At 40.1% G+C, this 25,115-nt stretch carries 17 protein-coding genes; 10 read left to right on the plus strand and 7 right to left on the minus strand.

The genetic code is table 11. The features are described 5' to 3' along the window. Window positions 1-63 precede the first annotated feature (63 nt). Entirely contained in the window at window positions 64-777 is a 714-nt protein-coding gene (locus tag PUND_RS15705) for a hypothetical protein (protein ID WP_010389521.1), read from the minus strand. 368 nt (window positions 778-1,145) lie between these two features. Here PUND_RS15705 and PUND_RS15710 point away from each other — a divergent pair, with 368 nt between their 5' ends. Then, a complete protein-coding gene (locus PUND_RS15710) occupies window positions 1,146-2,303 on the plus strand; it encodes a benzoate/H(+) symporter BenE family transporter (protein WP_010389519.1) in 1,158 nt (385 codons plus the stop codon). A gap of 145 nt (window positions 2,304-2,448) precedes the next feature. Here the strand turns inward: PUND_RS15710 and hemH are convergent, their stop codons facing one another. From hemH to PUND_RS15730, 4 genes are all read right to left on the minus strand, one after another. Next, window positions 2,449-3,468, minus strand: coding sequence for a ferrochelatase (hemH, locus tag PUND_RS15715; RefSeq protein ID WP_010389517.1), 1,020 nt, complete (start codon window positions 3,466-3,468; stop codon window positions 2,449-2,451). A 78-nt stretch (window positions 3,469-3,546) separates the two neighbouring features. Further along, a complete protein-coding gene (nosR, locus tag PUND_RS15720) occupies window positions 3,547-4,884 on the minus strand; it encodes a response regulator c-di-GMP phosphodiesterase, NosR family (protein ID WP_010389515.1) in 1,338 nt (445 codons plus the stop codon). Window positions 4,885-5,123: 239 nt separating this feature from the next. Next, window positions 5,124-6,533, minus strand: a complete 1,410-nt coding sequence (locus PUND_RS15725) for a sensor histidine kinase (protein WP_010389514.1) — start codon at window positions 6,531-6,533, stop codon at window positions 5,124-5,126. Beyond that, the gene (locus tag PUND_RS15730) at window positions 6,530-7,714 is read right to left on the minus strand and encodes an FIST signal transduction protein (protein WP_010389513.1); all 1,185 of its coding nucleotides are present in this window, start codon (window positions 7,712-7,714) and stop codon (window positions 6,530-6,532) included. The genes PUND_RS15725 and PUND_RS15730 overlap by 4 nt, the downstream gene beginning before the upstream one ends. 209 nt (window positions 7,715-7,923) lie before the next feature. Between PUND_RS15730 and PUND_RS15735 the strand changes: the two genes are divergently transcribed. The 5 genes from PUND_RS15735 (at window position 7,924) to arfA (ending at window position 15,276) form a co-directional block, all read left to right on the plus strand. Continuing rightward, the gene (locus PUND_RS15735; protein ID WP_010389512.1) at window positions 7,924-8,502 is read left to right on the plus strand and encodes a response regulator; all 579 of its coding nucleotides are present in this window, start codon (window positions 7,924-7,926) and stop codon (window positions 8,500-8,502) included. 3 nt (window positions 8,503-8,505) lie between these two features. Continuing rightward, entirely contained in the window at window positions 8,506-10,515 is a 2,010-nt protein-coding gene (locus PUND_RS15740) for an EAL domain-containing response regulator (RefSeq protein ID WP_010389511.1), read from the plus strand. Further along, the gene (locus PUND_RS15745; RefSeq protein WP_010389510.1) at window positions 10,512-11,669 is read left to right on the plus strand and encodes an HDOD domain-containing protein; all 1,158 of its coding nucleotides are present in this window, start codon (window positions 10,512-10,514) and stop codon (window positions 11,667-11,669) included. Before PUND_RS15740 ends, PUND_RS15745 begins: the two co-directional genes overlap by 4 nt. Before the next feature lie 438 nt (window positions 11,670-12,107). Next, window positions 12,108-14,636, plus strand: coding sequence for a TonB-dependent receptor plug domain-containing protein (locus tag PUND_RS15750; RefSeq protein ID WP_010389508.1), 2,529 nt, complete (start codon window positions 12,108-12,110; stop codon window positions 14,634-14,636). Between the two features lie 439 nt (window positions 14,637-15,075). Further along, window positions 15,076-15,276, plus strand: coding sequence for an alternative ribosome rescue factor ArfA (gene arfA / locus PUND_RS15755; RefSeq protein WP_010389506.1), 201 nt, complete (start codon window positions 15,076-15,078; stop codon window positions 15,274-15,276). Between the two features lie 320 nt (window positions 15,277-15,596). On the opposite strand, the gene PUND_RS15760 is transcribed toward arfA, so the two are convergent. Then, window positions 15,597-16,580, minus strand: a complete 984-nt coding sequence (locus tag PUND_RS15760; protein WP_010389503.1) for a helix-turn-helix domain-containing protein — start codon at window positions 16,578-16,580, stop codon at window positions 15,597-15,599. A 221-nt stretch (window positions 16,581-16,801) separates the two neighbouring features. On the opposite strand from PUND_RS15760, the gene PUND_RS15765 reads away from it, so the two are divergent. From PUND_RS15765 to eat, 3 genes are read left to right on the plus strand one after another with little or no spacing between them, the layout of a single operon-like run. Then, window positions 16,802-18,208, plus strand: coding sequence for an ethanolamine ammonia-lyase subunit EutB (locus tag PUND_RS15765; protein WP_010389501.1), 1,407 nt, complete (start codon window positions 16,802-16,804; stop codon window positions 18,206-18,208). Beyond that, window positions 18,205-19,077: an ethanolamine ammonia-lyase subunit EutC gene (gene eutC, locus PUND_RS15770; RefSeq protein WP_010389499.1), complete on the plus strand. Its 873-nt coding sequence runs from the start codon at window positions 18,205-18,207 to the stop codon at window positions 19,075-19,077. Before PUND_RS15765 ends, eutC begins: the two co-directional genes overlap by 4 nt. A 37-nt stretch (window positions 19,078-19,114) precedes the next feature. After that, complete coding sequence (eat, locus tag PUND_RS15775) at window positions 19,115-20,527, plus strand: ethanolamine permease (protein WP_008114357.1); 1,413 nt, start codon at window positions 19,115-19,117, stop codon at window positions 20,525-20,527. A gap of 200 nt (window positions 20,528-20,727) precedes the next feature. On the opposite strand, the gene PUND_RS15780 is transcribed toward eat, so the two are convergent. After that, the gene (locus PUND_RS15780; RefSeq protein ID WP_010389497.1) at window positions 20,728-21,744 is read right to left on the minus strand and encodes a LacI family DNA-binding transcriptional regulator; all 1,017 of its coding nucleotides are present in this window, start codon (window positions 21,742-21,744) and stop codon (window positions 20,728-20,730) included. A gap of 571 nt (window positions 21,745-22,315) precedes the next feature. Here PUND_RS15780 and PUND_RS15785 point away from each other — a divergent pair. After that, entirely contained in the window at window positions 22,316-25,006 is a 2,691-nt protein-coding gene (locus PUND_RS15785; RefSeq protein ID WP_010389496.1) for a family 20 glycosylhydrolase, read from the plus strand. Window positions 25,007-25,115 lie beyond the last annotated feature (109 nt).

Raw genomic sequence — 25,115 nt, forward strand, 5'->3', positions numbered from 1 at the left:
TCGTATTTCCTTTCTTTTGTAATTGCAGTTTTACTGCTGAGTCATCTTGGTTTAGGTTAAAAGTTAAATTGAGGGTGATTCTTCATCACTGGGCGCAAACGGATCTCCACCGTCAGTATTTTTTGGTGCGGGTTCACCTACTTGGTGTTCTATATGGTTTTTATATAAATCGCGTTTTGCTGCAATCCAGCCGTATTGGCCTTTGCTTTCAAAAACATAATTGCCACTTGGGGCAGTAAATTGACCATAAACCGCGTCATTACCAACGGTTAATATAGTGGTATGCAACGCTCCATTAGCGCCAATCACTTGGCCAACAATGCTTTTATCACCGTTACTGGCATTGGTAACATTCGTTATTTCAGCGCTGTAGGTTTCTGCAGTTTGCGGTATAGCTAGGTCAAAATTATCCCCTGCTTCAAGGGTTTTAAGCGCTGCTAGATCAAATTCTATATAGGCTTCATTTTGTAAATCGGTAGGCAGTACTTTTGCCGCTTTAAGTATTTCTTTGGCCTTGGTTGAAGGTTTATTGATTGCGTCAAATGAGTTTTCAATAACGGCTAACTTTGCTTTTGAAGGGGCGCCTTTTATAGGATCTTTACTCATATCGATTGGTAATGGCTTACGTGTTTGTTTTGCAAATTCAGAATCAACAGGAACGATATCAATAGCTATTGGGGCTTCTACCTCATCGGTTTTATTCTGATTATTAAGCAGCGTATATATGGTAAATACAGACAAAGGAATAGCGATAATTAAAACAATGTAACGTTTCATCTGTTTCTCTTTTAGGGTTATTGGTGAACTAATTGTTAAGTTTTATATTAAAAATAGGATGAGATCAAATTTAAATTGTAACCATAAAGTGTTAATGGGTGTTTTTGTAACTTATTGTAAGTATTTACTTTACCTTTTTTAGGTATTTGTTTTTGATTTAATAAGTGTGGTTTTTTGTAGTAATGACGCACCCTGTGGCATATTTTTAGGTACGTATGTGTTTTTTAAATTGCAATGATTTTGAAAGACAAAACTGACCAATAAAATTTTTTAGCAACGTGATCATTTTTCATTATTCATTATTCAAAATTGCAAAGTATAAATAGGCAAAGTATGTTGTAACATTAGGGTTTCTTAATGAGGGAATTATGGCAGGGACTGATCAGTTACTTAGTCGCACTATGGCGGGACTTGTTGCCGTTATTATTGGTTTTTCAAGTTCAATAGCATTGATTTACCAAGTGGTGATCACTTTAGGTGGCACACCTGAACTAGTGGCAAGCTGGATATTAATGCTGGGCTTGGTAATGGGCAGTACCTCTATTGTGTTGTCGTTTTATTATAAAGTGCCTATTTTAATTGCATGGTCTACCACTGGAGCTGCATTACTAATTTCAAGTGCTCAAGGCTATAGCCTACCTGAAGCGATAGGTGCATTTATGCTCTCAGCCTTATTGGTGCTGGTGTCGGGAATAACGGGGTGGTTTGAAAAAATCATGAACCGCATTCCCAGTGAACTGGCTTGTGCCATGTTAGCGGGGGTATTAGTCACATTTGGCATTGATGTGTTTAACTTTATGAACGATATGCCATTAGTTATTGGTTTAATGGTGGTGGTGTACTTTATTGGTAAGCGCTTTTTTGCCCGTTTTGCGATGCTAAGTGTGTTGCTAGCGGGTATATTTTTAGCGTGGTATATGGGCAATATCGATACCAGTACCGTGCATTGGCAAGCCAGTAGTTTTACTTATATTGCGCCAAGCTTTAGTTTGCAGGCATTTGTAAGTATAAGTATTCCTTTATATATAGTAACTATGACCTCACAAAACTTACCCGGTTTCGCTATTTTGAAAGCGCATAATTATAAAGCGCCTATATCATCGTCATTAACTGTGACCGGGTTAATAAATTGTGTGACGGCTCCCTTTGGTACCTATTCTATTAATCTAGCAGCCATAACAGCGGCTATTTGTATGAGCGAAGAGGCCGATAAAGACCCTGATAAGCGTTATTGGGCAAGTATTGCTGGTGGCGTGTTTTACATAATTATGGCGTTATGTGCGGCTATGTTAGTGGCAATTGTGGCAAGCCTGCCACAGGCCTTAGTATTGGCGCTGGCGGGTATTGCTTTGTTTGGCACTATTGCCAATAGTTTGCAGCAGTCTTTGCATAGTGCTGAATATACTGAAGCAGCCATTATTACTTTTTTAGTCACGGCCTCAGATTTAACTTTATGGTCGGTGGGCTCTGCTTGTTGGGGAATAATTGCCGGAGCAATCACATTAATAGTGACACGTAAGCGCTAAGCGCAGCTTTGAGTTATAAGTTGTCAGCTATCAGAAAGTGATACAAGAGAAAGCGCGAGATATACTCGCGCCTACAAGCTTTCACCGCACTTGGCTAATCTCCAGCTGAACGCTGAGAGCTAAAGCCTAACCGCTGCTCTCTTTTTTATAGCATTGGCTTTAACACATCAAACATGGCGTCGATGTGATCGTCACGGTCATTTAGGGCTGCAATGTATCGGTATTTTTCGCCGCCAGCTTCTTCAAAAATTTCGCGGTTTTCACCTTCTAATTCTTCAAGTGTTTCAAGGCAGTCGGCGCTAAATGCAGGGCTGATAATTGCGATATCTTTAATTCCTTCGCTAGGTAAGCTCTCAAGAGTTGCATCAGTGTATGGTTTTAACCATTCAGCTTTACCAAAGCGACTTTGAAAAGTAGTGATCACTTTATCTTTGTCTAGCCCTAGTTTTTCAACCACTAAACGCGTGGTTTGTTGGCATAGGCAGTGATATGGGTCGCCATTATCTAAAAACTGTTTAGGCATACCGTGGTATGAAAACACCATTTTTTGTGGCATTCCGTGTTTTTCTAAATCTTCGCTAATGCTGTTAGCGAGTGACTCTAGGTAGGTTGGATTTTTGTGATACCCATTTACAAAGTGCAGCTCTGGCACCCAGCGCCATTTTTTTAATACATTGGCAACCGCATCAAATGTGGAGCCTGTGGTTGGGCTTGAATACTGCGGGTAAAGTGGCAGCACAATAATACGGGTTAAACCTTTGTCTCTAAGCTCTTCAAGGCCCGCTTCGATTGATGGATTACCATAGCGCATCGCCATAACCACTTCGGTGTTGGTATAGCCATGGTGTTTTAATAAGGCATTTAATTTAAGGCTTTGCTGGCGTGTAATGTGAGTAAGCGGCGAGCCATTTTCGGTCCATATACTTTTATATAATTTAGCTGAGCGTTTTGGGCGAATACGCAAAATGATGCCGTGAAGAATGATCATCCACACTATACGTGGTATTTCTACAATACGCGGATCTGACAAAAACTCACGTAAGTAAACACGTAACGCGCTTGCTGTGGGGGCATCGGGGCTACCTAAGTTGGTTAATAAAATACCTGTTTTTTGGTTAAAACGCCCGTCGTGGGGATTATCGGTAACGGCAGAAAATCGCGACACTGTGTGCTCCTTCAAGCAATATATTTGAAAGTAACTATTATGGCTTAGTATAACGAATAAAAGAGCATTTTAGATCAATCATTTAGCCGTTTTAACCATAATTCTAAACGGAGTCGGCTTTTTGGCTTCGAGTTGCTGTAGTTTCACAATCGATTTTGAATTGAAAACGTGCCCTTTAGGTAAAAGCATAATACCTGTATGGCTGTGCAGTGAGTTTGCCAGTGTCATACTCTCTTCAAGTTCTTGAGCGCAAATTACTTTAATCGAGCCAATAGACGTGTCTGAGGCCATAAGCTGTACATGACTTGCCTCAAGCGATTTTACTATTTTTGGATGATATAAGCTGCCACTACCAAGCTTAATATTATTAAGTGCCACCTCATGACGCATTTTTGTAGTTAATAATGGATCGCTTTGCTCATAATGCTCCCAGTAATCGCGAGCAACGCTGAGCACCATAGCCCCAATGGGAATATCGTTTTTAGCAAGCCCTTTGGGTATTCCTTGGCCGTTGTAGCGTTCGAATTGATGATAAATTGCATCAGAAACATCGCTTAAATGCGTTGCAGGCATGAGCATTAATTGTGAAATACTCGGGTGGGTGTAAAACGTTTTGCGCTGTACTTCATTGAGTTCGTTAATAGGTTTGTTGTAAAGCTCAGGGTCCATCGCAAGTAAACCAATTTGAGCTAAATACCCTGCAATAGGCGCAAGCGTGATACTTCTTTGCGATACATTAAGGTAACGCGCTATTTGCGTGCATGTGCCGGCAATGTTCTCGGCTCTTTTACCATCGAGATACGGATTTGCATTAATAAAATTATAAAGCAGTTCAACAGTAGATTGATGCTCTCGTTTTTCACTTTCATTAGCGACTTCAAGTTTTTTCAGCACGCTTCTAATTTGTTTTGTTCGCTTGTCGACGAGTTGTTCTAAATTAGTATTAAGTTCTTTTAGCTGTTGATTTTGTTGATTTACTTGAAGTTGTAAAATTTCATTTTGTTTTTTTAGTCTAAACTTTTCTACACCCGATTGGATAACGCTAATTAAGTGATCATTTTGCCAAGGTTTTTGCACATAGGCATGAATGCCTCCTTCGTTAACCGCACTTATTGTTGACTCTAGATCAGAAAAACCAGTTAATAAAATACGCTGGCTATCGGGAGCGATTTTTCTCGCTTTAGCTAAAAACTCCGCCCCACTCATATGTGGCATACGCATATCACTAATAACGACGTCAAATTCCTTTGCATGCATTTTTTCAAGTGCATCTTGGCCACTGGTTGAAACACTCACATCAAATTTATATTGGCGTAATAAACGAACTAAAGATTTAAGCACATTGGCTTCATCATCTAAGCATAAAATACTCGGTGGTTGTTGATTTAATTGCTCTAATGGGTCAATGTCCGTCATTTTTTTACCAATAAGAAAGTGTATTAAATGGCTAAAGTTAGTCTAAGCTTTGCTTGTAAACAACTGATTTATTTAAGCCGTATCAAGATACTGTACTTTAGCAGTACGTAAATCACAGCGGATAGGATTAAATACCATAGCGCAGTACCTTGGTTTGCAAATATTTTAACTATATTACTCTTAAAGTTAACGATGATTATTACAGCTTACTTACACAAAATCAGTGCTGTAAATAGAGCTTATTCAATCGGTTTGTTAGCATTTAAAATAGTGAGTACATCGTCAGTTAATTTGGGTTTTTTAGGTAAGGTAATATAAAAAACAGTACCTTGGTTTAACTGGCTTTCAACTCGAATTTGACCACTATGCTGCTCTATAATTGCTTTGCTTATAGCCAGCCCTAACCCTGTGCCTTGGCCTATTGGTTTTGTAGTATAGAAAGGGTCAAAAATTTTATTTAATTTGTCCTCATCAATTCCACTGCCATTATCGGCAATAGTTATATAGGCATTTTTTTTATCGGCTTTAGTGGTAATACTGATCACTCCAACCTTGTCGAAAATGGCTTGAGCGGCGTTAAAAAATAAATTTAAAAATACCTGAGAGAGCTGGGTTGAACGCCCTGTGATGATAACGGGTTCTGTGTTGTAGTTTTTTTCAACGTTGGCGTTATATTTAATTTCGTTCCAGGCAACACGTAATGTGTTATCAATGAGCTCGGTTATATCAATATCGCCAATTTGGGTTTGATCCGGATGAGCAAATTGCCTTAACCCTTGAACAATCTCTTTAACTCGATCAGCCCCTTCAGTCATTTCAGCAATGATATCGCTTGAGTCTGTTTGTAATTCATCAAATTGGTAATGCTGTAGTGTATCTACTAATGTTTGCTGCGTTATGGCTTTTTCTGCTTTGAGTGTGTTAATTAAATGACTAAATTGCTCAAGGTTGTAAGCCAAATTTTGGATATTACTGACAATGTAGCTTAAAGGGTTATTTATTTCGTGTGCAACGCCTGCCGCCATTTGCCCTAACGAAGCCATTTTTTCAGAGTTGATTAGCACTTGTTCAATGTTGCTTTGTTTTTCCTCCATTTCTTTTTGTTTCACAAGTAAGTTTCGTTTTTCAAATTGTGAAATCGTATTCCCTGCAAAACTGACAAAGCGTTGCATTAAAGTAATATCGTGCTGATTAAACGCGCCAATTGTTTCAGAAAAAATATAGAGCTGGTAGCTCTCTGTGCTGGTACTTACTGGAGTGGTGAGCATTGCATGCTGCGAATTCCAAAAAGGATCGGTTACTTGCCAATTAGGAAGTTGGTGTAAGTTAAACACATTTTTAATGTTTCTATTCGGTTTATCGAGAGCTGTAAGCTGGGTAATTATTGCATCGCTATGAGGGTGCGATGCTGTAACTAATGTAGATAATTCATCACTGGGATTTATTTTAATTAAAATAGCCGCAGAAAAAGAGATCGCTTGTTGCAAAATATTAAAAAACTCAGTGAGTAAGGTTTCTGTGCTGTCGTTTTTTAAGATTGCATCTAGGCCGTCTAAAATCAGGCTGTTAAAGGCACGGTTTTCTTCAAGTGCTAAATTATGAACCTGTAATAAATGCAGTTTTTCTAATAGTATTTCGTTGGTAGTCATACAGAATCACCAAATATTTCGCATGAGATCATTAAGTTACCGTGCTTACTAGTTGAGTCGCTAAATGTGCCAAGTTCTCCAAAGGTAAAGCCCATAATAAACGGTGTGTTGGGTAATTGTGCTGCAATAGAGTGTTTTACTTCTTGCATTGCACTTTGAATAGATAACATGCAGCCGCCACAAAAAATAATAATAGCGCCCTTTATATTTTTTATTGCATGTAAGTCTGCCAGTTTGGTCAGTGAAGAAACGACCATATCGCCTCGTTTTATTAATTGTTCAGGGCTTCCCGAAGCAAGATAAACAGTATCGCCAACGCTTAAATTTGAAAATAATTCTAGCGTGCCATTTTCAGCTACCGCTGGGTGGCTTAGCAGCAGCCTAGGAATATCATCATCAGAGGAAAGGGCTCTTGCCAGTGGGGTCATCGTTGATTGGGCAAGTATATTTCCCGCTTTTAACTGTTCAAACCCTATATTTTTTCGCCACTGATTATAAACATCAAAGGCGGGCTGGTTATCGATAGTATTTAATATGCGACCATCAACGTTTGTAACTGTACCCAGCTGGTCGGTTTTATCATAGCCTGAACTATAAAAGCCGAATGTTTCTACCGAGGGGTATAACACTGCAATAATAAAGCCTTGTTGGTATACATTTTTAGTATCGCTAAAGCACCACTTTGCTGAAATGTCGTTGTCGGCACAACTTCCTCCAAAAACAGGTATACGCTGCCCGATAGCATCTTGAATTCCTTGTAATACCAACTCCTCATTACCTGGAACTTGAAAACACCAGACCATTTTTGGGGCGAGTCCAGTTTGGCCTGCATTAGCAATGGCTTCGAGTACGGTTTGAGCAGCATTTTCTCTTAGATTATCGGTTGCATTACAACTTGCAACACCATAATGACCATTTGGGTCTTTAATCGAGAATAAACTAATGCTGTGCTCATTTAATGAGAGGGTTTGCTCGGTTGATGAACCAAGGCATGATGAGATAAATAAACCGTTTTGAGTGTTTTCTATCAAGCTTGGCTGGTTGTTGCAAAGGTGCTTAATGGTATCTGTTGTTGCAAACCCAAGCAGCAAATCAGGGCTGTTGTTCGTAAACTGATTTACAGGTTGGATAAATTGATCTATATCGCTGCCGTGAGTGTGAAAAGTATCAATGGCGAACATAGATGCCCCTTGGTGATAACGATAGCCACAATTGTGGGTGTTTTTAACTATTAATAATAGCTTAGGATTTATTCTAGACTATTCTTGAATAGGGTGTGTTATTGAATTAGCTGCTAATAAATGTCATCTATGTCTTAAGTGTCTCATTTGTCGCCTTGTTATTAAATTTATGTTAATGTAAATTTAAAATCAAGTTGAATTTTATTAGCATGCTAAAAACATTAAAGCCAAGTGAGATTGCTCGTTACTGCGATGTTCACCAACGAACGGTAAGCCGTTGGATTAACGCGGGAGACTTAAAAGGGCATAAGCTGACTGGTCGAGGCAATTATAGGGTGCAGGTAATTGACTTTATTGATTTTTTAGTCAGACATAAAATGCCAGTTCCACAAAGTTTGTCGCACAAGCCACAGGTCTTAATTATTGACGATGAGGCTAATGTTCGTTCTGCAATTAGGCGTGTTTTAAAACAAAGCGGTTTTGATGTAGTAGAAGCCGCAGGCGGGTTTGAGGCTGGTACGTTAATGCACCAGAGAAAACCAGAGCTGATAACTGTTGATTTATCTATGCCGGGACTAAGCGGCATTGAGGTCATTCGTTTTATCCGCTCTTGCGAAGAGTTTAAAGATATTAAGGTGTTAGTGATTTCAGGGATGCCTGAAACTCAACTAATCGATGCAGTTAATGCCGGTGCTGATGGGTATATTTGTAAGCCATTTAGTAACGATACATTGATAGACAATGTAAATATTTTATTTGGTAAAAATAGAACTCTTCTTGGGGTGTAAATAGTGGCTTTGCGAATTTTATTAGTAGACGATGAACTCAATGTATTGAAGTCTTTAAAACGAGTACTTGTTCGTTCTGGTTATGATGTAATAACAGCATCCACTGGTTTTGAGGCGCTTGAAATATTAGCGGCTAATCAAGTTGAGATAATCATTACTGACTTTAGAATGCCAGAAATGAACGGCGCTGATTTATTGCGGCAGGTTAAAAGTCGCTGGCCCGATTGCGTAAACTTAGTGCTAAGTGGATATGCTGATTTTAAGTCTGTAGTTGAGTTATTGAATCAGGGATTGGTATTTCGTTTTTTAGAAAAACCATGGGTCGATAGTGAACTACTTGAAAACATTAGCGAGGCGCAAGTAAAATATGAACAGCCCCGAGCTAAAAGAGTAAGAGATCAGTTATTAATGGGCAGCATGTCTGGCCTAATAGAAATAGACAATAACGGCATTATTAATCGTTTTAACGCGCCTGCCGCTGAAATCATTCCTGATATTCATTTATACGAAAACAAACACCTCGCCCATTTAGATACAGCTCAAAATAAAGCGGTAAGCCAGGCTTTTATTGACAAGCAAAGCAGTACACTTTTTATTAACTATGCACGCGCCTCTGATCTAGCGAAAAGCGAAGAAATTATGATAGAGCGTTGTTTAAATGATGATTCTTTCCAACTTTTGAAGCTATCAATTAACTCAAACAGCTTGAGTAGTATTTTTCAACTTACCAGAACACAGTCGGTAGTAACCAACGAGTCTGATTTTTATCATCATTTAACGCTGTGTGAAGCGAACAAAGAATGTTATGCCTTGGTTTATATAGGTATCTCGCAGTTTCAATTAATTAATGATTTGCTAGGGGGCGAAGATGGCAGCCACCTTATAAAATTGGTTTTGGAGGTGCTAAAAGGCGTATCAGAAAAAGCGGTCAAAGTTCTTCATAAGAGCGCCGATAGGTTTGTATTATTTGTTCCTGAAATTAAATCTGATAGTGAAATTTTAACCGTTCTAAATAAGGCGATGAATGATCTGAAAAAAGCACTTCCTAGTAAATATACCGATGCCCATGTGCAGCTTTATGGTGTGTATGGTTTGTTTCCTGAGGATAGTTTAGAGGGAAAAGAGCTCGTTAATCAAATGCAGTTGACGATGAATTACCAAGTAGGTGAGCAGCAGCGTATTTGTTCTCGCTTTGACCCTCAGCTGGTCGCAGATTATAAAAAGAACTTTGACTTAAGCCGTTTATTATTAACAGCGGTAAATAAAGATGAGCTTTCATTACGCTTTCAACCAAAGGTTGATACTAAAACAGGCCAAATATTTATTGCTGAGGTGTTAATTCGCTGGTATGAGCCGAGTAAACATGGCTGGGTAGCGCCAGCTCATTTTATCCCGATTGCTGAATGCGATGGTCAAATTATCTCAATAGGGCGCTGGGTTATTTCTCAAAGCTGTAAAACACTAAAATACTGGGCAGACAACAAAACAGGGGTGGGTGTATTAGCAATTAACTTGTCTGCTAGGCAATTAAAAGATGATCCGGATTGGATTGACTACATGCTCGAGTGTTTAAGCAGCAATAGTTTAAAGCCGTCACAGTTAGTTTTTGAGTTAACAGAAACTTATCTAATCGAAGATTTTACTACCTGCGAACAGCAATTAATAAGGCTAAGATCGTTGGGGTTTAAGCTATTAATTGATGACTTTGGTGTAGGTTACTCATCACTTGGCTATCTTTCTAAGCTCCCTGTAGATGGCGTTAAACTAGATAGAACCCTTATTACTGATATTGAATCGTCTTTAGCGATGCAAAGTATGATTCGTAATATTACGCGTATGTCGCATGATCTAAATTTAAAAGTTGTTGCTGAGGGGGTAGAAACAGCCTATCAATGTGAATTAATTAAAAAGTTAGGGTGTGACTACATACAAGGCTATTACTACAGTGAGCCTTTAGAGCAGGATGATTTTTGTAATTATTTAAACCATTTTAATTCTCAAGGTGCGCAATGAGTTCGATTACGGTCGTCATACTAGACGATGATGCTTTTTTATTAAAAGTATTACAAAGGACTATTCATCGAGCCTATCCAGAGGTTGATATAATGACAACCTCTGATATTGATGAATTTTGGCAGCTGCTAAACACTAAGCAAGACTTAGATTTAGTATTAAGTGATTATTTAATGCCGCAAATGAATGGGTTGGATGTTTTAGAGCAATGCTCTTCACAAAACCCCTACCCAGTCAGAGCATTACTTACTGGTGATATGACATTGAGCACCATGATGCGACAACCTAATGTTGTGCATGCTTACCTTGCTAAGCCGTTTAATGAAGCAGATATAACCGCGCTTTTTGACAATGTAGCGGCGTTAAAGTCGTTACCTTTTGCTTTTAATGTGCGCAGGCAGTTAGGGGCAATGATCAGCTTCCCTGTTTACCCTCTTATTTTAAAAGAACTCAGAGACTTAGTACAAAGCGATGAATTTGATTTACATGATATTAGCCATGTTGTCTCTCAAGAGCCAATAATAACCGCTAAATTGTTGCAACTTGCAAACTCTGCTTATCTTGGCTTTATAAGGCCTACCTCGTCAATTGATGAAGCTGTGTCGAGGCTCGGAACCACTATATTAATGGCTATCACCACTTCTTTATTGGTTGCCAAAAATTTTGAATCGTCTATTCCTGTTGATGTGCATGAAAAGCAATTAAATATAGCGGCGAATTGCGCTAGTTGTGTTAAGCGTTTTGCAAAGCAAGCAGGTTTTAACTTACATGATCAAGAACTATTATTTTCAGTGGCGTTATTGAGTTTTGTTGGCAAAATTATTTTACTGTCTCAAGGCGAAAGTGAACCGCCAGATGAACATGCGCAAACCATCAACAATGGATACGTGAGTGCCAATTTTATTTCGGCCTACGTTTTAAAGTTATGGGGGTACGACACGAAAATATGTAACTTACTGATGAGTTGCCATGATTTAGCTGGTACTGATGATAATGAGTTAACTCTGTTTAATCATATGTTGTATATTGTTTGGCAAATTATTTTTGATGAACAAACTCCCATGCAATTACGTGCATACTGTGACTCAAAAGGCGTAGACCCATTACTTTGCCATGTTATTAGTGAATTTGATTGGCAGAGTTATACCTCTTAAATAGACTCTGTATAAAATAACGTTTAAAAACGGGCAGTATTACAAAACCACCTATTTATAATTTCCTCTGAGTTCTCCTTCTTCTCTTTATTATCTACTTTAGTCTAATAAAAACCGCATAAAATATCATTGTAAGTACGTTTTATCACCAGCTTGGTTTAAAAAACGTACAACCACGTTGTTTTTAGTTCTTATAAATATAACTTTATATTTAACATTGTATTAACTTGTGGTGGTGTGATATTAAATTGCCACTTTGGTTGTATTTTGAGCTCTTAAAGGTGTTATTTTCCTGTTTTTAAAGTTATTTGCATTTTTATGCTAATTTTATCAAGTTTTTTGTTTCTTTTGTTTGTGTATGTTGCTAGGATGTTGGCAAGGGGATACACGAATATACCCCACACACATTATAAGAATACACAAAACAGGGTCATCATTATGTCAACATATCGTTTAAACACCTTGGCTGTAGCGGTTGCTTTTGCCTTCAGTGCGCCAAGTATGGTTAATGCACAAGAAGCGTCAGCTAAAGCTGAAAAAAATATCGAACAAATATCTGTTTTAGGATCGCGAGTTTCAAACCGAACTGCCACTGAGTCGTCATCACCTATTGATTTAATTGACGCAGATGATTTAAACAAAGGCGGCTTTACCGAGCTTGGACAGAGCTTACAGGCAACGGCGCCGTCATTTAACTTCTCACGAACACAGGTTTCTGATGGTTCTGATTTATTTCGCCCTGCTACATTACGCGGCTTACAACCAGATCAAACTTTGGTTTTAGTCAACGGTAAACGCCGTCATAATCAATCTATTTTTGGTTTAACAAGTACTGTGGGCGGCGGCTCTGCGGGTACTGACATGAATGCGATCCCGCTTATTGCTTTAAAGGGGGTTGAGGTGTTGCGTGATGGTGCGGCGGCGCAGTATGGCTCAGATGCAATTGCAGGGGTTATCAACTTATCACTTAATAACTCAACAGATTTAACCACCGGGTACGTACAATATGGCGAAACGGCAGAAGGAGATGGAGAAACAATTTCTGCGGGTTTAAATCGTGGTTTTGAATTAGGTAATGAAGGCGGTTTTATTAATTTATCGCTTGAGTACCGCGATGCAGATAAAACTAACCGCGCAGAGCGAGATACGGGTGGGTCACTTAATGTTGCACCAGGTACTTTATCGGACGAAGTACGTTGGGGACAAGGTAATGCAGAGAGTGAATTCACTTCGGTATTTTACAATATGGCGTTGCCAATGGGTGAGGGGGAGCTTTACTCATTTGGTGGTTACTCTGAGCGCACGGCACTAGGCAACGGCTTTTACCGTAATTTTAATGAAGCGTCTAAAAACGTAACGCAAGTATACAGCGACGGCTTTTTACCGAAAATCGACAATGAAGCACAAGATATTTCGGTAGCTGTTGGTTTTAAAGGTGAAATTAACCCTGATTGGACCTACGATGTTTCTGCTGTTTACGGTGAAAACCAATACGATTTTACCTCACGAAATACTTTAAATGCGTCATACGCGGCGGAGTATTTATTTAATAATCCGGGTGCAAGCGATGCCGATATAGCCGCGAATGCTGGCCCAACAGAGGGTTATTCGGGTGGATTTAGATTTGATCAAACAACGTTTAATGCAGATATAAACGGAATTATTGATATTGGTCGCAGTGAGCCTGTTTATGTTTCAATTGGCGCTGAATACCGTAAAGAAAACTATGAAATTGTACCAGGTGAGGTGGCATCATACGCATGTGGAGCAGCCAACACGGATACCTCATACCCATCGGTGAACGATCCGAGTCAATTTGCACAATGTGGCTTTCAAGCTTATAACGGCCTTCGTCCTGAAGCTTCAAACAAAAGCGATCGTGATAGTTACGCAGTATATGTAGATGCAGAAACCATGTTAAGCGATGCATGGAATGTGAGCGGTGCCCTTCGCTATGAAGATTTTTCGAATGCGGGTGACGACATCATAGGTAAAGTAGCAACACGTTATGAATTTAATGATGACTTTGCAGTACGTGGTGCCTTATCAACGGGCTTTAGAGCGCCATCATTACAGCAAAGTGGTTACACTGCGTTTACCACTAACTTAGGGTCTGACGGCACGTTAAGTCAGTCGTTTACAGCGACAACGGGCTCTGCATTTCCTGCTGCTTTAGGCGTTGATACATTAAAGCTTGAAACATCAACTAACTACAGTGCCGGTTTTGTTTACGATGTGACCAGTGATTTATCGTTAACGGTGGATTTTTACCGTGTAGAAATTGAAGACCGTATTACATTAGGCAGCTTGTTATCGGCTGATGATGTGGCGTTTAGTCCTGAGGCGGTTGCTGCTCTGCAAGCAACGGGTGCAGTGCAAGCGAATTACTTTTCAAACTCAGTGAATTCAACCACTCAAGGCGTGGACATTATTGCGTCATACCGCACTGATTTATATGACGGTAATTTTTCTGCTACGTTTGCGGGTAACTTAAACGAAACTAAAATTGATAGTGTGAATGCAGCTCCCGGCATTCCAAAAAGTGTAGCACTTGATGACATTCAAAGTAGCTTTTTAACCGACGGACAACCGGGTGAACGTGCAACGCTTACCTTTGATTATGAGCGTGATGCCTACAGCGCAATGATCCGCTTTAATTACTTTGGCGAAACTGATGTGAAGTACTTTGGTAATGACCATATTGAGCTTGCAACAGATGGCTCGTTTAAAGCGACGAGTACCGTAGAGACTGCAGTACTCGTAGATTTAAACGTAAGCTATGAAATTAATGAGATGTTTTCGTTATCGGTTGGAGCAGACAACGTATTTGATGAAACACCGGATGAGCTAGGTGATGATGAAGTACTAAATGCTATCTCAAATGGGGCATTTAAATACCCGTTACGTGCAGTACCATACGGTTTTGATGGCCGTAGTTACTATGCAAAACTAAGCTTTAGCTTTTAATTTTAAACTAGGGTCTGTTGGCCTTTGCGGATTAAAATTTGTTCAAACTAGGGGCGGTTTAATCGCGGCGCGAGGTTTGTAACCTAGTGGGCTAAGTAAAAACCGAGCAACAAAGAGTAAATCGCCCCTAGGCAGAACCCTTCGGGCAGCGCCTGTTTGGCATTGATGCTGCGTTATCGCCTATTTATGGGGAATAACCACACTACATAGGCGCTGCCTTGCCTAAATACCAAACAGACTGCTGCAAATTTAACCTTGAAAGGTCAACAGACCCTAAATTAACCAGCAAAGGCGCCGTTTTAAACGGCGCTTTTTTTATGCTTAAAAATATTGAAAAAGGCATTAAAAATGGTTGCATGCTTGAAAATTAAGCATACAATCGCCATCAATATCAGTGTGGGATATGTATCCCTCTCATTTTACTAATAGGAAAAAACAAATGGCTAAAAAAGGCAAAGCAAAAGCGGTTAATAAATCCGCAGTAGACACCGGTCGAGGAGTGATAAAGCACAACGCATTGGCGGCACTGGTAACCTCTAAAGTATTTAAACCGCAAGTGGTTAAAGCTAAAAAAGGTAAAGGTTCGTTTAAACGTAACAACAAACATGCAGGACAAGAGTCCTATTTAATCGCGGCTTAATTAGCACCGATCAAATAGGACTTTTGAACTTACCGAAATAAGGCTGGCTTCGAGCTACGGGTTTCGAGTCACGAGCAGCGAACATAACCTAGCACCTTTAGCCTTCTCTTTCCGCGCAGCGTCTCATGATCTCTTTTTGAATTAATCACTTAAAACATGTTTGCACAAAGAGAAGTGAATGAGAAGGCAACGGGCCTCGAGTGACGAGTAGCGAGCTTGTGCAAACAGTCTAGCACCTAGTCATATCAGCCCTTAAATCTATTCTTTCAGCGCAGCGCCTCCCGCAGCTCGTAGCTCGCCACCCGAAACCCGTATCCTCGTTATCCATGTATTATCGATTTAGAATTTGCCAAATAAGAAGCATGGTTTATCACTGTTTGCGAAGGGTTCTCACCAAATAATTGCGTGTAGTCTTTGGTAAATTGCCCTGCATGCCAAAACCCCCAATTGGCAGCAACCACAGAAATGGGTTTATCTTGCTTTGCTAATTTTAGCTCTCTTCTAACATTATTTAATCGGGTTAAACGTAAAAACCGCAGTGGGTTTATCCCTAAAATACTCTCAAAACTATATTGTAAGGTACGCCTGCTCACAAAGGTGAGTTCGCATAATTGAGTAATTGTTACCGTGTTTTGTGGATGCGCTTTTATATAATCTTTTACTTTATCAACAACCGCTTTGCGGTGTTTATAACTGGGAGCGATGCGTTGACATGGGATCTGTTCGTTTAGTAAATGTAATACCAGCATATTAAGCATGTCTTGCTGTAAATCGGCATTTAGGCCAAAAGCGTTGTTGCTAACCATACTGTTTATTATACCCCGGGCACTTTTTAGCATGGCGTTGCATGTTGTCAGTCGCTCAGTACCTGAAGACGTTATATTTTTTAAGTGCATCCCTTGTATCTGAGCCATATGTTCTAACGATTGCGTGTCTATTACTAAACCATAAATATTAAACTGCTCAGGTGTAATAAGCTCAAAGTTACTCTCACTAGTGCGACACATAAATTGATTACTTGCCACATTTAAGCCATTAATTTTGCTCTGCTGCGACTGCTTTGGGATCCCGAGCCAAATTGATCGTGGCGCTATTGCGCATTGTTGGTGAAGAGCACGCTCCGTGTATTCTTCAAATGCATGAATATTAGAATAATCCACGCTTTCTATACACCCAAAAAATCGCCCATCACTGAGCTGATCATATTTTTGCTGCCACTGCGTTAGATTATGCGCCTGCTCATCTATATCTTGGGTATGCACCATGCTCTTTTGTGGTGCGCTAGCTAAATCTTGCTGCGTCATAATGGCGTTACTCTTTGCTTTTTTTATTTTTATTAAGATTAAGTTACCACCTGTAACTATAGTTAACTATATGAAATAAAGCTAAAAATGATGATTTGCCAAAATTCGATAGTGTCTTGGTATGAATTAAGCTCTCTTGAAACTAAACAAAATTGATTTATAGCTTATAGGTCAGCAAAACCTGTACCAAGGTTTGAACTAGTTGTTATGTGGAGTAGATCATGGGGCAAAGGTACCGATATACACTGGGCACGCAGGTGTATAATTTTAAAAATTTGGCGCAAGTAATGGCAAAAGCCACTCCTCATCGCTCAGGTGACAGGTTAGCGGGTGTTATTGCACAATCAGCGCAAGAGCGAGCGGTTGCCCAAATGACCTTAGCGGATATTCCGTTGAAGGCATTTTTAAATGAGGCACTGATTGCTTATGAAGACGATGAAATAACTCGCTTAATTATGGACGATCACGATGCTAATGCATTTATGGCGATTGCTCATTTAACCGTGGGAGATTTTCGTAATTGGTTGTTAAGTGACTTTGCAACTTCCTCGGTACTTGCAAGTGTAAGACAGGGGATCACTCCGGAAATGGCTGCGGCTGTTAGCAAAATAATGCGTAATCAGGATCTTATCCTTATTGCTAAAAAATGCCATGTAACCAGTGCATTTAGAAACACCATTGGTTTACCTGGGCATTTATCCACGCGTTTACAACCTAATCATCCAACAGATGATATTAACGGCATTGCCGCCTGTATTTTAGATGGGTTGCTGTACGGTAATGGTGATGCGGTGATAGGTATAAACCCCGCAACCGACAACGTGGCGCAGGCTATTAAATTGATGACATTGATGGATGAGGTGATTCAAAAATATGAAATTCCTACCCAAAGCTGTGTGCTTACCCATGTCACTAATACGATTGAATGCATAGAAGCGGGGGCGCCAGTTGATTTAGTGTTTCAGTCTATTGGTGGAACAGAAGCCACCAATTCGAGTTTTGGTTTTAGTTTAAATACTTTAGCTGAGGCACAAGATGCCGCGCTGAGTTTAAAGCGTGGCACGGTAGGCAATAATGTGATGTATTTTGAAACAGGGCAAGGCAGCTCGCTTTCGGCTAATGCTCATCACGGGCTTGATCAGCAAACCTGCGAAACTCGCGCGTATGCCGTTGCACGAAAATTTAATCCGCTATTAGTTAATACGGTGGTGGGATTTATAGGCCCGGAGTATTTATTTGATGGCAAAGAAATTACCCGCGCGGGGCTTGAGGATCATTTTTGTGCCAAATTACTGGGTATTCCGATGGGATGTGACGTGTGTTACACCAATCATGCCGAGGCTGACCAAAATGATATGGATAATTTACTTACGCTGCTTGGTGTAGCTGGGTGCTCGTTTGTGATGGGGATTCCGGGCTCCGATGACATTATGCTCAATTACCAAACTACCTCATTTCATGATGCGTTATACGTGCGCCGAGTTCTAGGCTCTCGTCCCGCGCCAGAATTTGAAAAGTGGCTTACTAACATGAACATTATGAAAAACAGTAGCGATGTTACTTTATCGCACAGTCTTCCCGCTGCATTTGCTAAGCCGTTAGATGCACTGGCGGGAGGCCGTTCATGACTGCTGATTTTAAATCAAATGACCTTGCTAATACTGATCATAAAAATAATGGCAATGTGGTACACAACCCATGGCGTGACTTACGCCAGTTTACTGATGCTCGCATAGGACTTGGTCGAGCGGGTATTAGTTTACCAACCTCTGAAATGCTGGCGTTTCAACTGTCGCATGCGCAAGCGCGCGATGCAGTCAATTTTCCACTTGATATCAATGAAATGAAAGCAAAGTTAGCGACTGTTAATACAGCTAATGCGCGTGTATTGCATTTACATAGCCAAGCGGTTGATAGAGTTACTTATTTACAACGACCAGATTTGGGTCGAAAGCTAAATGAGAATAGTCGTCAATTATTACTTGATTTTGTTGCTGAGCAACAGCAAAGCACCCAAGAAAAATACGACTTAGCAATTGTAGTCGCTGATGGTTTGTCATCGTTGGCGGTTCAAAAAAATGCAGCTCCTTTTATAACTGAATTACTTTCACAGTTGAGCGTTAATAAGCCACTTACTTTTGCTCCAATCACCTTAGTTGAACAAGGGCGAGTAGCCATTGGTGATGACATTGGTGAGTTATTGAATGCCCAAATTGTGATGGTGCTCATTGGTGAACGTCCTGGGCTTAGCTCACCAGATAGCTTGGGGCTTTATTTAACCTGGGAGCCTAAAACAGGGCTTAACGATTCGCTGCGTAATTGTATATCTAATATTCGTCCTGCTGGTTTGCCCTATATCGATGCGGCAAGACGGGCAGCCTACTTATTAAATGAAGCTAAAACATTAAAACTAACGGGAGTGAACTTAAAAGATCGGACACAGGATGATGTGATTGAGCATCAACAATCGAGCCGTCATTTTTTAAATGCGGAATAACGGTAACTAAAAATAAAAAATCGATAAAGAGGATGTTATGTCTACTAATAATTCAGAATACTTAGCAAAAAGGCAGCTCAAAGGTGGCACTGCAGGTTGGTTATTGCTGGCAGGGTTAGGGGTATCGTATGTTATTTCAGGTGACTTTGCTGGGTGGAACTTTGGTATTGCAGAAGCTGGCTGGGGCGGCTTCGCGATAGCTGCAGTGTTAATGGCGATTATGTATTTAACTTTGGTGTTATCGCTGGCTGAAATGTCAGCTGCTATTCCTGCTGCTGGAGGGGGTTATAGTTTTGCTCGTCAAGCAATGGGGCCAACGGGTGGTTATTTAACCGGTCTTGCGGTATTAATTGAATATGCGTTAGCACCGGCCGCCATTGTGATATTTATTGGCTCTGCAGTGGAGGCGTTAACGGGGTTCAATGGCCCATGGGTTTATGCACTATTTTATTTGGTGTTTGTAGGTATTCATTTAGCGGGTGTAGGTGAAGCGCTAAAAGTAATGATGGTCATAAGCGGTTTAGCGGTACTGGCTATTGTTGCAACGGCAGTGGTTTTAATTACAAATTTTGATGCTACCAATTTATTTGATGTTGCAGTAACAGATGCCGCAGGTGCGAATGAATTTTTACCTTTGGGTTGGTATGGGGTGTGGGCTGCATTACCTTTTGCTATGTGGTTGTTTTTAGCGGTTGAAGGCGTGCCATTGGCGGCTGAAGAAGCAAAAGATCCGGCTAAAGATGTACCTAAAGGTATTATTGGCGCTATGGTATTTTTATTGTTTACTGCGTTGTTAGTGGTTGTGTTAGTACCCGGCGCAGCAGGTGCAACAGCAATGGGCGCAAGTGCAGTTCCGCTGGTAGATGCGTTAAATGCGACAGGCAATAGCGATTTAGCAACCGTGGTTAATATACTGGGATTAGCAGGGCTGGTGGCTTCATTTTTCTCTATTATTTATGGCTATAGTCGGTTGGTGTTTGCGTTATCGCGTGCAGGATATTTACCGCGTTCGTTATCAATTACTACAGTGCGTAAAGTGCCAGCACGAGCGCTTATTGTACCTGCTGTATTTGGTTTTTTAGCTTCACTAAGTGGTGAGGGCGATTTAATGTTAGCTATGGCGGTGGTTGGTGCAACAGTATCGTATGCGTTAATGGCGTTCAGTCATATAATGTTGCGCTTAAAACAACCCGACTTACCTCGACCTTATAAAACGCCTGGCGGCATTGTCACTTCAAGCATAGCATTGTGTTTATCCTTGATTGCTCTGACCGGTGTGTACGCCTTTGACCCCCGTGCTTTTTTATACACTATGGTGCTGTTTATAGTCGGTGCGGCGTATTACTTTGGCTTTAGCTCTAAACATTTAGTGGCCAAAAGTGCAGATGAGGAGTTTGCTATGCTCGCTGATGCTGAGGCCGGTTTAAATACAGCGATAAGTGAGGGGTAATTTTCATTTACCAAAATAACTCATGTGGCTTTAACCTTCGAAGAGTTTGTAATGGCGCGGTAAGTTTTAACTTACCGCGCTTTTTATTGTAAATAAATTCAGTAATACAGAAGGTATATTCAAAAAGTAGGCCGTTTTTAATACAACACTGCGCTGACCCTTTGTTACAGCGCAGAAGTGAATTATATGGTTAACCTAAGCTAAAGAGGACGTGCGGTAGAGTCTCTTACGACAAGTTCAGGAGTGTATAGTTTTATAATATCGCGGTCATTGCCATTACGAATTTGGGCTATTAACAAGCTGGCCGCATCTTCGGCAATTTTATTATTAGGCTGATGAGCTGTGGTGAGTTTTGGCCAGGTTTGACGCGAGAATGGACTATCCTCAAACCCTGTTATAGAAAGCTCGCTGGGTATATCAATGTTCATTAATCTGGCTGCAAATAACGCACCGGCGGCTATTTCATCATTACATGAGACAATAGCGGTTGGCCTATTTGTTTGGCTAATGAGTGTTTTAGCGCCCTCAACCCCCGACTCAAATGAATATTCGCCATCAATAATTAAGCTTGGATCTATAGTAATGTCGTATTGGGTTAGCGCTGCTTTGTAACCTTCCAAGCGCTCTTTGGTCGAGTTATGCTCGCTGCCACCGGCTAAAAAGCCAATGCGCGCGTGGCCGTTATTAATTAGATGCTCAGTAATTGACTTTGAGGCGAGATTATCGTCAATCATAATACAGGGTGTTAATGAGTCAGGCGCGTCGTGCCCTGATAAAATACGCACAACTTTTAGGTCTAGTTGAGTTAGCTTTTCAACAAACTCAGGCATTTCAGAAAAGGGCGGGGTGAGTAAGATTCCCGCGATACGAGTGCGTTTAATCATATTAGTAATTTCATCAAAAATATGCGCTTCTTTGGCATCACATGGGTGAATAAGTAGTTCAAACCCCTGCTTTTTGCACGCATCTAAAATACCATTTTGCATGTCGATAATGTAGTACGCATTAGGATTGTCGTATATGTAAGCTATGCTGTAAGCTTTTGTTCCTGCAAGACTTCTTGCTGCTAAGTTTGGCTGAAAGTTCAACTTTTCGACTGATGCCATAACTCTTTCACGGGTATTGTCACGGACCGAGGTTTCGTTATTTATTACTCTTGATACCGTTTTTATTGATACCCCGGCATCTTTTGCCACGTCGTTTATTGTTGTTCTCATAGGCTTAATAGACCTTTATATATCATTTTAGGTACTAATTTATCTTTATCGGTTAACGACTACAGCAAGAGTAGTTAACAGTACTCGGTTTTTATTATTTGACGACTAAATTATAAAGACATCATTGAATATTAACAGTTAATTTATACGCCTTTCTTGTGAGAATGGTAGATAAAGTTTTAGGTAATAATTTAGTAATATTTAAATTTAATTTAAATACAATGGTTTAAAAGAATATTAAGCTCACACTTGTAAATTTTTTGTATCTTTTTTGCCCTTCTGTGTAGCTATAAAAGAAAAAAAAGGATACATTAACAGCTTAATGACAGCGTTGTCATAAATTAAAGCGCAATGTTAATTATTATTTAGAACCTACATAGTGGATTGTTTGGCTGAGGTAGCAATTACTAGATATGAATAGTGATTAACTTAAAGCATAAAATATTTTTTAGCTGATGGTACATTATAAACTAACCGCACTAAGAATAAATGCATTCAAAAATCGATTTAATTTTTAGCATTTGAAAGAGATGCTTGAGTGACTAAGTTAATAATAAAGGGAGAGTAGCGAATGAAGATTAAATCATTACTGACAGCATGCTGCTTAGCACTAGGTTTAAGTGCATGTCAGGGCAATGTTGAAGGACAAAAAACGGCATCGGTTCAGCTAAGCCCTGCAAACGATAGTGCGGTGGAGTTACTTGCTAAAACATTACAAATAAAATATCAGCAAGTTGATAACCGCCCATCAGCACAGTGCGATCCAGATATTGAAAACGGTCACTGTTTTAAAGCGAATTTACATTTAACTGCCAACTCGGCGATTAACGTTGACCAATGGAAAATTTACTTTAGTCAAATTACGCCAATACAAAAGTCGATTAGCGATGAATTTACTATTAAACACGTTAATGGTGATATTCATGTCATTGAGCTTAAAGATGGGTTTACTGGCTTTAAAGCCGGTGAGACTAAAACGATTACTTTTTATGCGCATTTTTGGTCATTATCGCAAAGCGACGCTATTCCTAACTATATCGTGGTGAATAATAACGACACTGCTAAAGTGATTGAAAGTACAAAGCCTAAAATTGACCCAGATACGGGCTTAGAGCTATTACCTCATGTAGAACCTTATACCGATTACACTCGTCAGTTTAAACGTACTGCGGGCGACAAAACACAGTGGCTTACTGCTGAGCGCTTGTTTGAGCGTAATGAAAAGTATGACTTTTCAGCTTATTTAACCTCGCAAAATCAAGTGAGTAATGTCATTGCTCAGCAAATTATACCCACCCCACGCGTTAGCGAGTTTAGTCAAACTCAAACACTTGATATTAGCCAAGGGCTTAATATTAATTATGCAGAAGTTAATAAATCAAGTGCATTAGCTGCAATCGAGCGGCTGGAACTACTAGGTATTAATTTAAACGATGATGCAGCGGCAATTAAGGTCACACTTAATTCCACTGTTAAAAAAGATCAGCTTAATGGTAGTTATAAATTAGCAATTAAAGCCGATGAGGTTGTAATCGATGCAGTTGACGAAACGGGTGTTTTTTATGCTCTGCAAAGTTTAGCGAGCTTATATCAGGTTAACAGTAATATATTACCTGTGGGAGAAATTACTGATGCGCCGCATTACCAGTTTAGAGGTGTGTTGGTTGATGTAGCGCGAAACTTTCGTGATAAAGGCTTTATTTTAAAGTTACTTGATCAAATGGCTGCTTATAAACTTAACAAGCTACATTTACACTTAGGTGATGATGAAGGCTGGCGTTTAGAAATTCCATCACTGCCTGAACTTACAGATATAGGTGCAAAGCGTTGTTTTGATCAAAGCGAGCAGCAATGTTTAATGCCACAGCTAGGCGCAGGGCTTGACACTTCAAGCGCAGCAAACGGCTATTATTCGGTAGCTGATTACCAAGAAATACTTAAAGCGGCGAGTGCGCGTCACATTCAGGTGATCCCATCGCTTGATATGCCAGGACATTCTCGCGCTGCGATTAAATCTATGCAAGCGCGTTATAATAAATACATACAACAAGGCGATAAACAAAAAGCCGAACAGTTTTTACTTTATGACCCGCTTGATACAACGCTCTATTCGTCGGTACAGCACTACAACGACAATACCATTAATGTGTGTTTAGACTCATCCTATGCGTTTATCCGTGAAGTAATGGAACAAGTAAAAAGTATTCATAGTGAGGCACAGCACCCGCTAACTCGTTATCACATAGGTGCCGATGAAACCGCCGGAGCATGGGTCGATTCACCTGCTTGTGCTGATTTTATTAAACAAAATAAGTTAGAAATTACCGAAGCAGGTCAGCTGGGCAGTTATTTTATTGAACGTATCGCTAATATGTTGGCTGATATGAATATTGAAACCGCAGCATGGAGCGATGGCTTATCGCATACTAACCCAGAGAATATGCCAGAGGTTGTGCAAGGTAATATTTGGGATTTATTAATGTGGAATGGCCATCAGCGTGCACATGAATTTGCCAATAGAAATTGGCAAGCAGTGCTTTCGTCGCCAGATGTGCTGTATTTTGACTTTCCGTATGAGGCAGACCCACAAGAGCATGGTTATTACTGGGCTTCAAGGCACATAAATACTGAGAAAATATTTCAGTTTATGCCAGATAATTTGCCTATTCATGCTGAATTTTGGCTTGATAGAGAAGATAAGCCTTATGTAGCTGATGACACATTACAGCATGATAAGCAAGGCAAGGTCGTATCCGCGCCTTTAGCTAAAGATAAACGTTTTGTGGGTATTCAGGGTCAATTATGGAGCGAAAATACGCGTACCAATAATATGGCTGAATATAAGCTATTCCCACGATTATTATCGCTGGCACAGCGCGCTTGGCATAAAGCAGATTGGGCTGTACCGTATGATCACAATGGCTTTGTTTACAGCCAACAAAAAAATCGCTTTAGCTCTGAATTAAAACAGCAGCGCGATCAGCAATGGCAAACTTTTGCTGCTACCATGGGGCTAAAAGAATTTGCCAAGTTAGAACGTGCTGATGTGCATTATCGTCTTGCAAATGCAGGTGCTAAAATTGAGAATAGCATGTTGTACGCCAATATTGCTTACCCTGGTTTAGTGATTGAATACAAACAAGGTGATGAGCAATGGCAAACCTACACACAACCTGTCAAAGTAACACAAGATGTATGGGTTCGATCTAAGACTCCATCAGCTAGTCGTGTAAGCAGAAAGCTTAAAGTAACGCACCGTTAAGGTGCGTTTTTCCGTTAAATTATTGACGATTGAAGAAGTTATTTATTTGTAAATAAAAATAATGACAACGCTGTCATTTGTGCTAGTATAAGATTCATACAGTATGACA

The organism is Pseudoalteromonas undina, from assembly GCF_000238275.3.
GTDB lineage: Bacteria > Pseudomonadota > Gammaproteobacteria > Enterobacterales > Alteromonadaceae > Pseudoalteromonas > Pseudoalteromonas undina.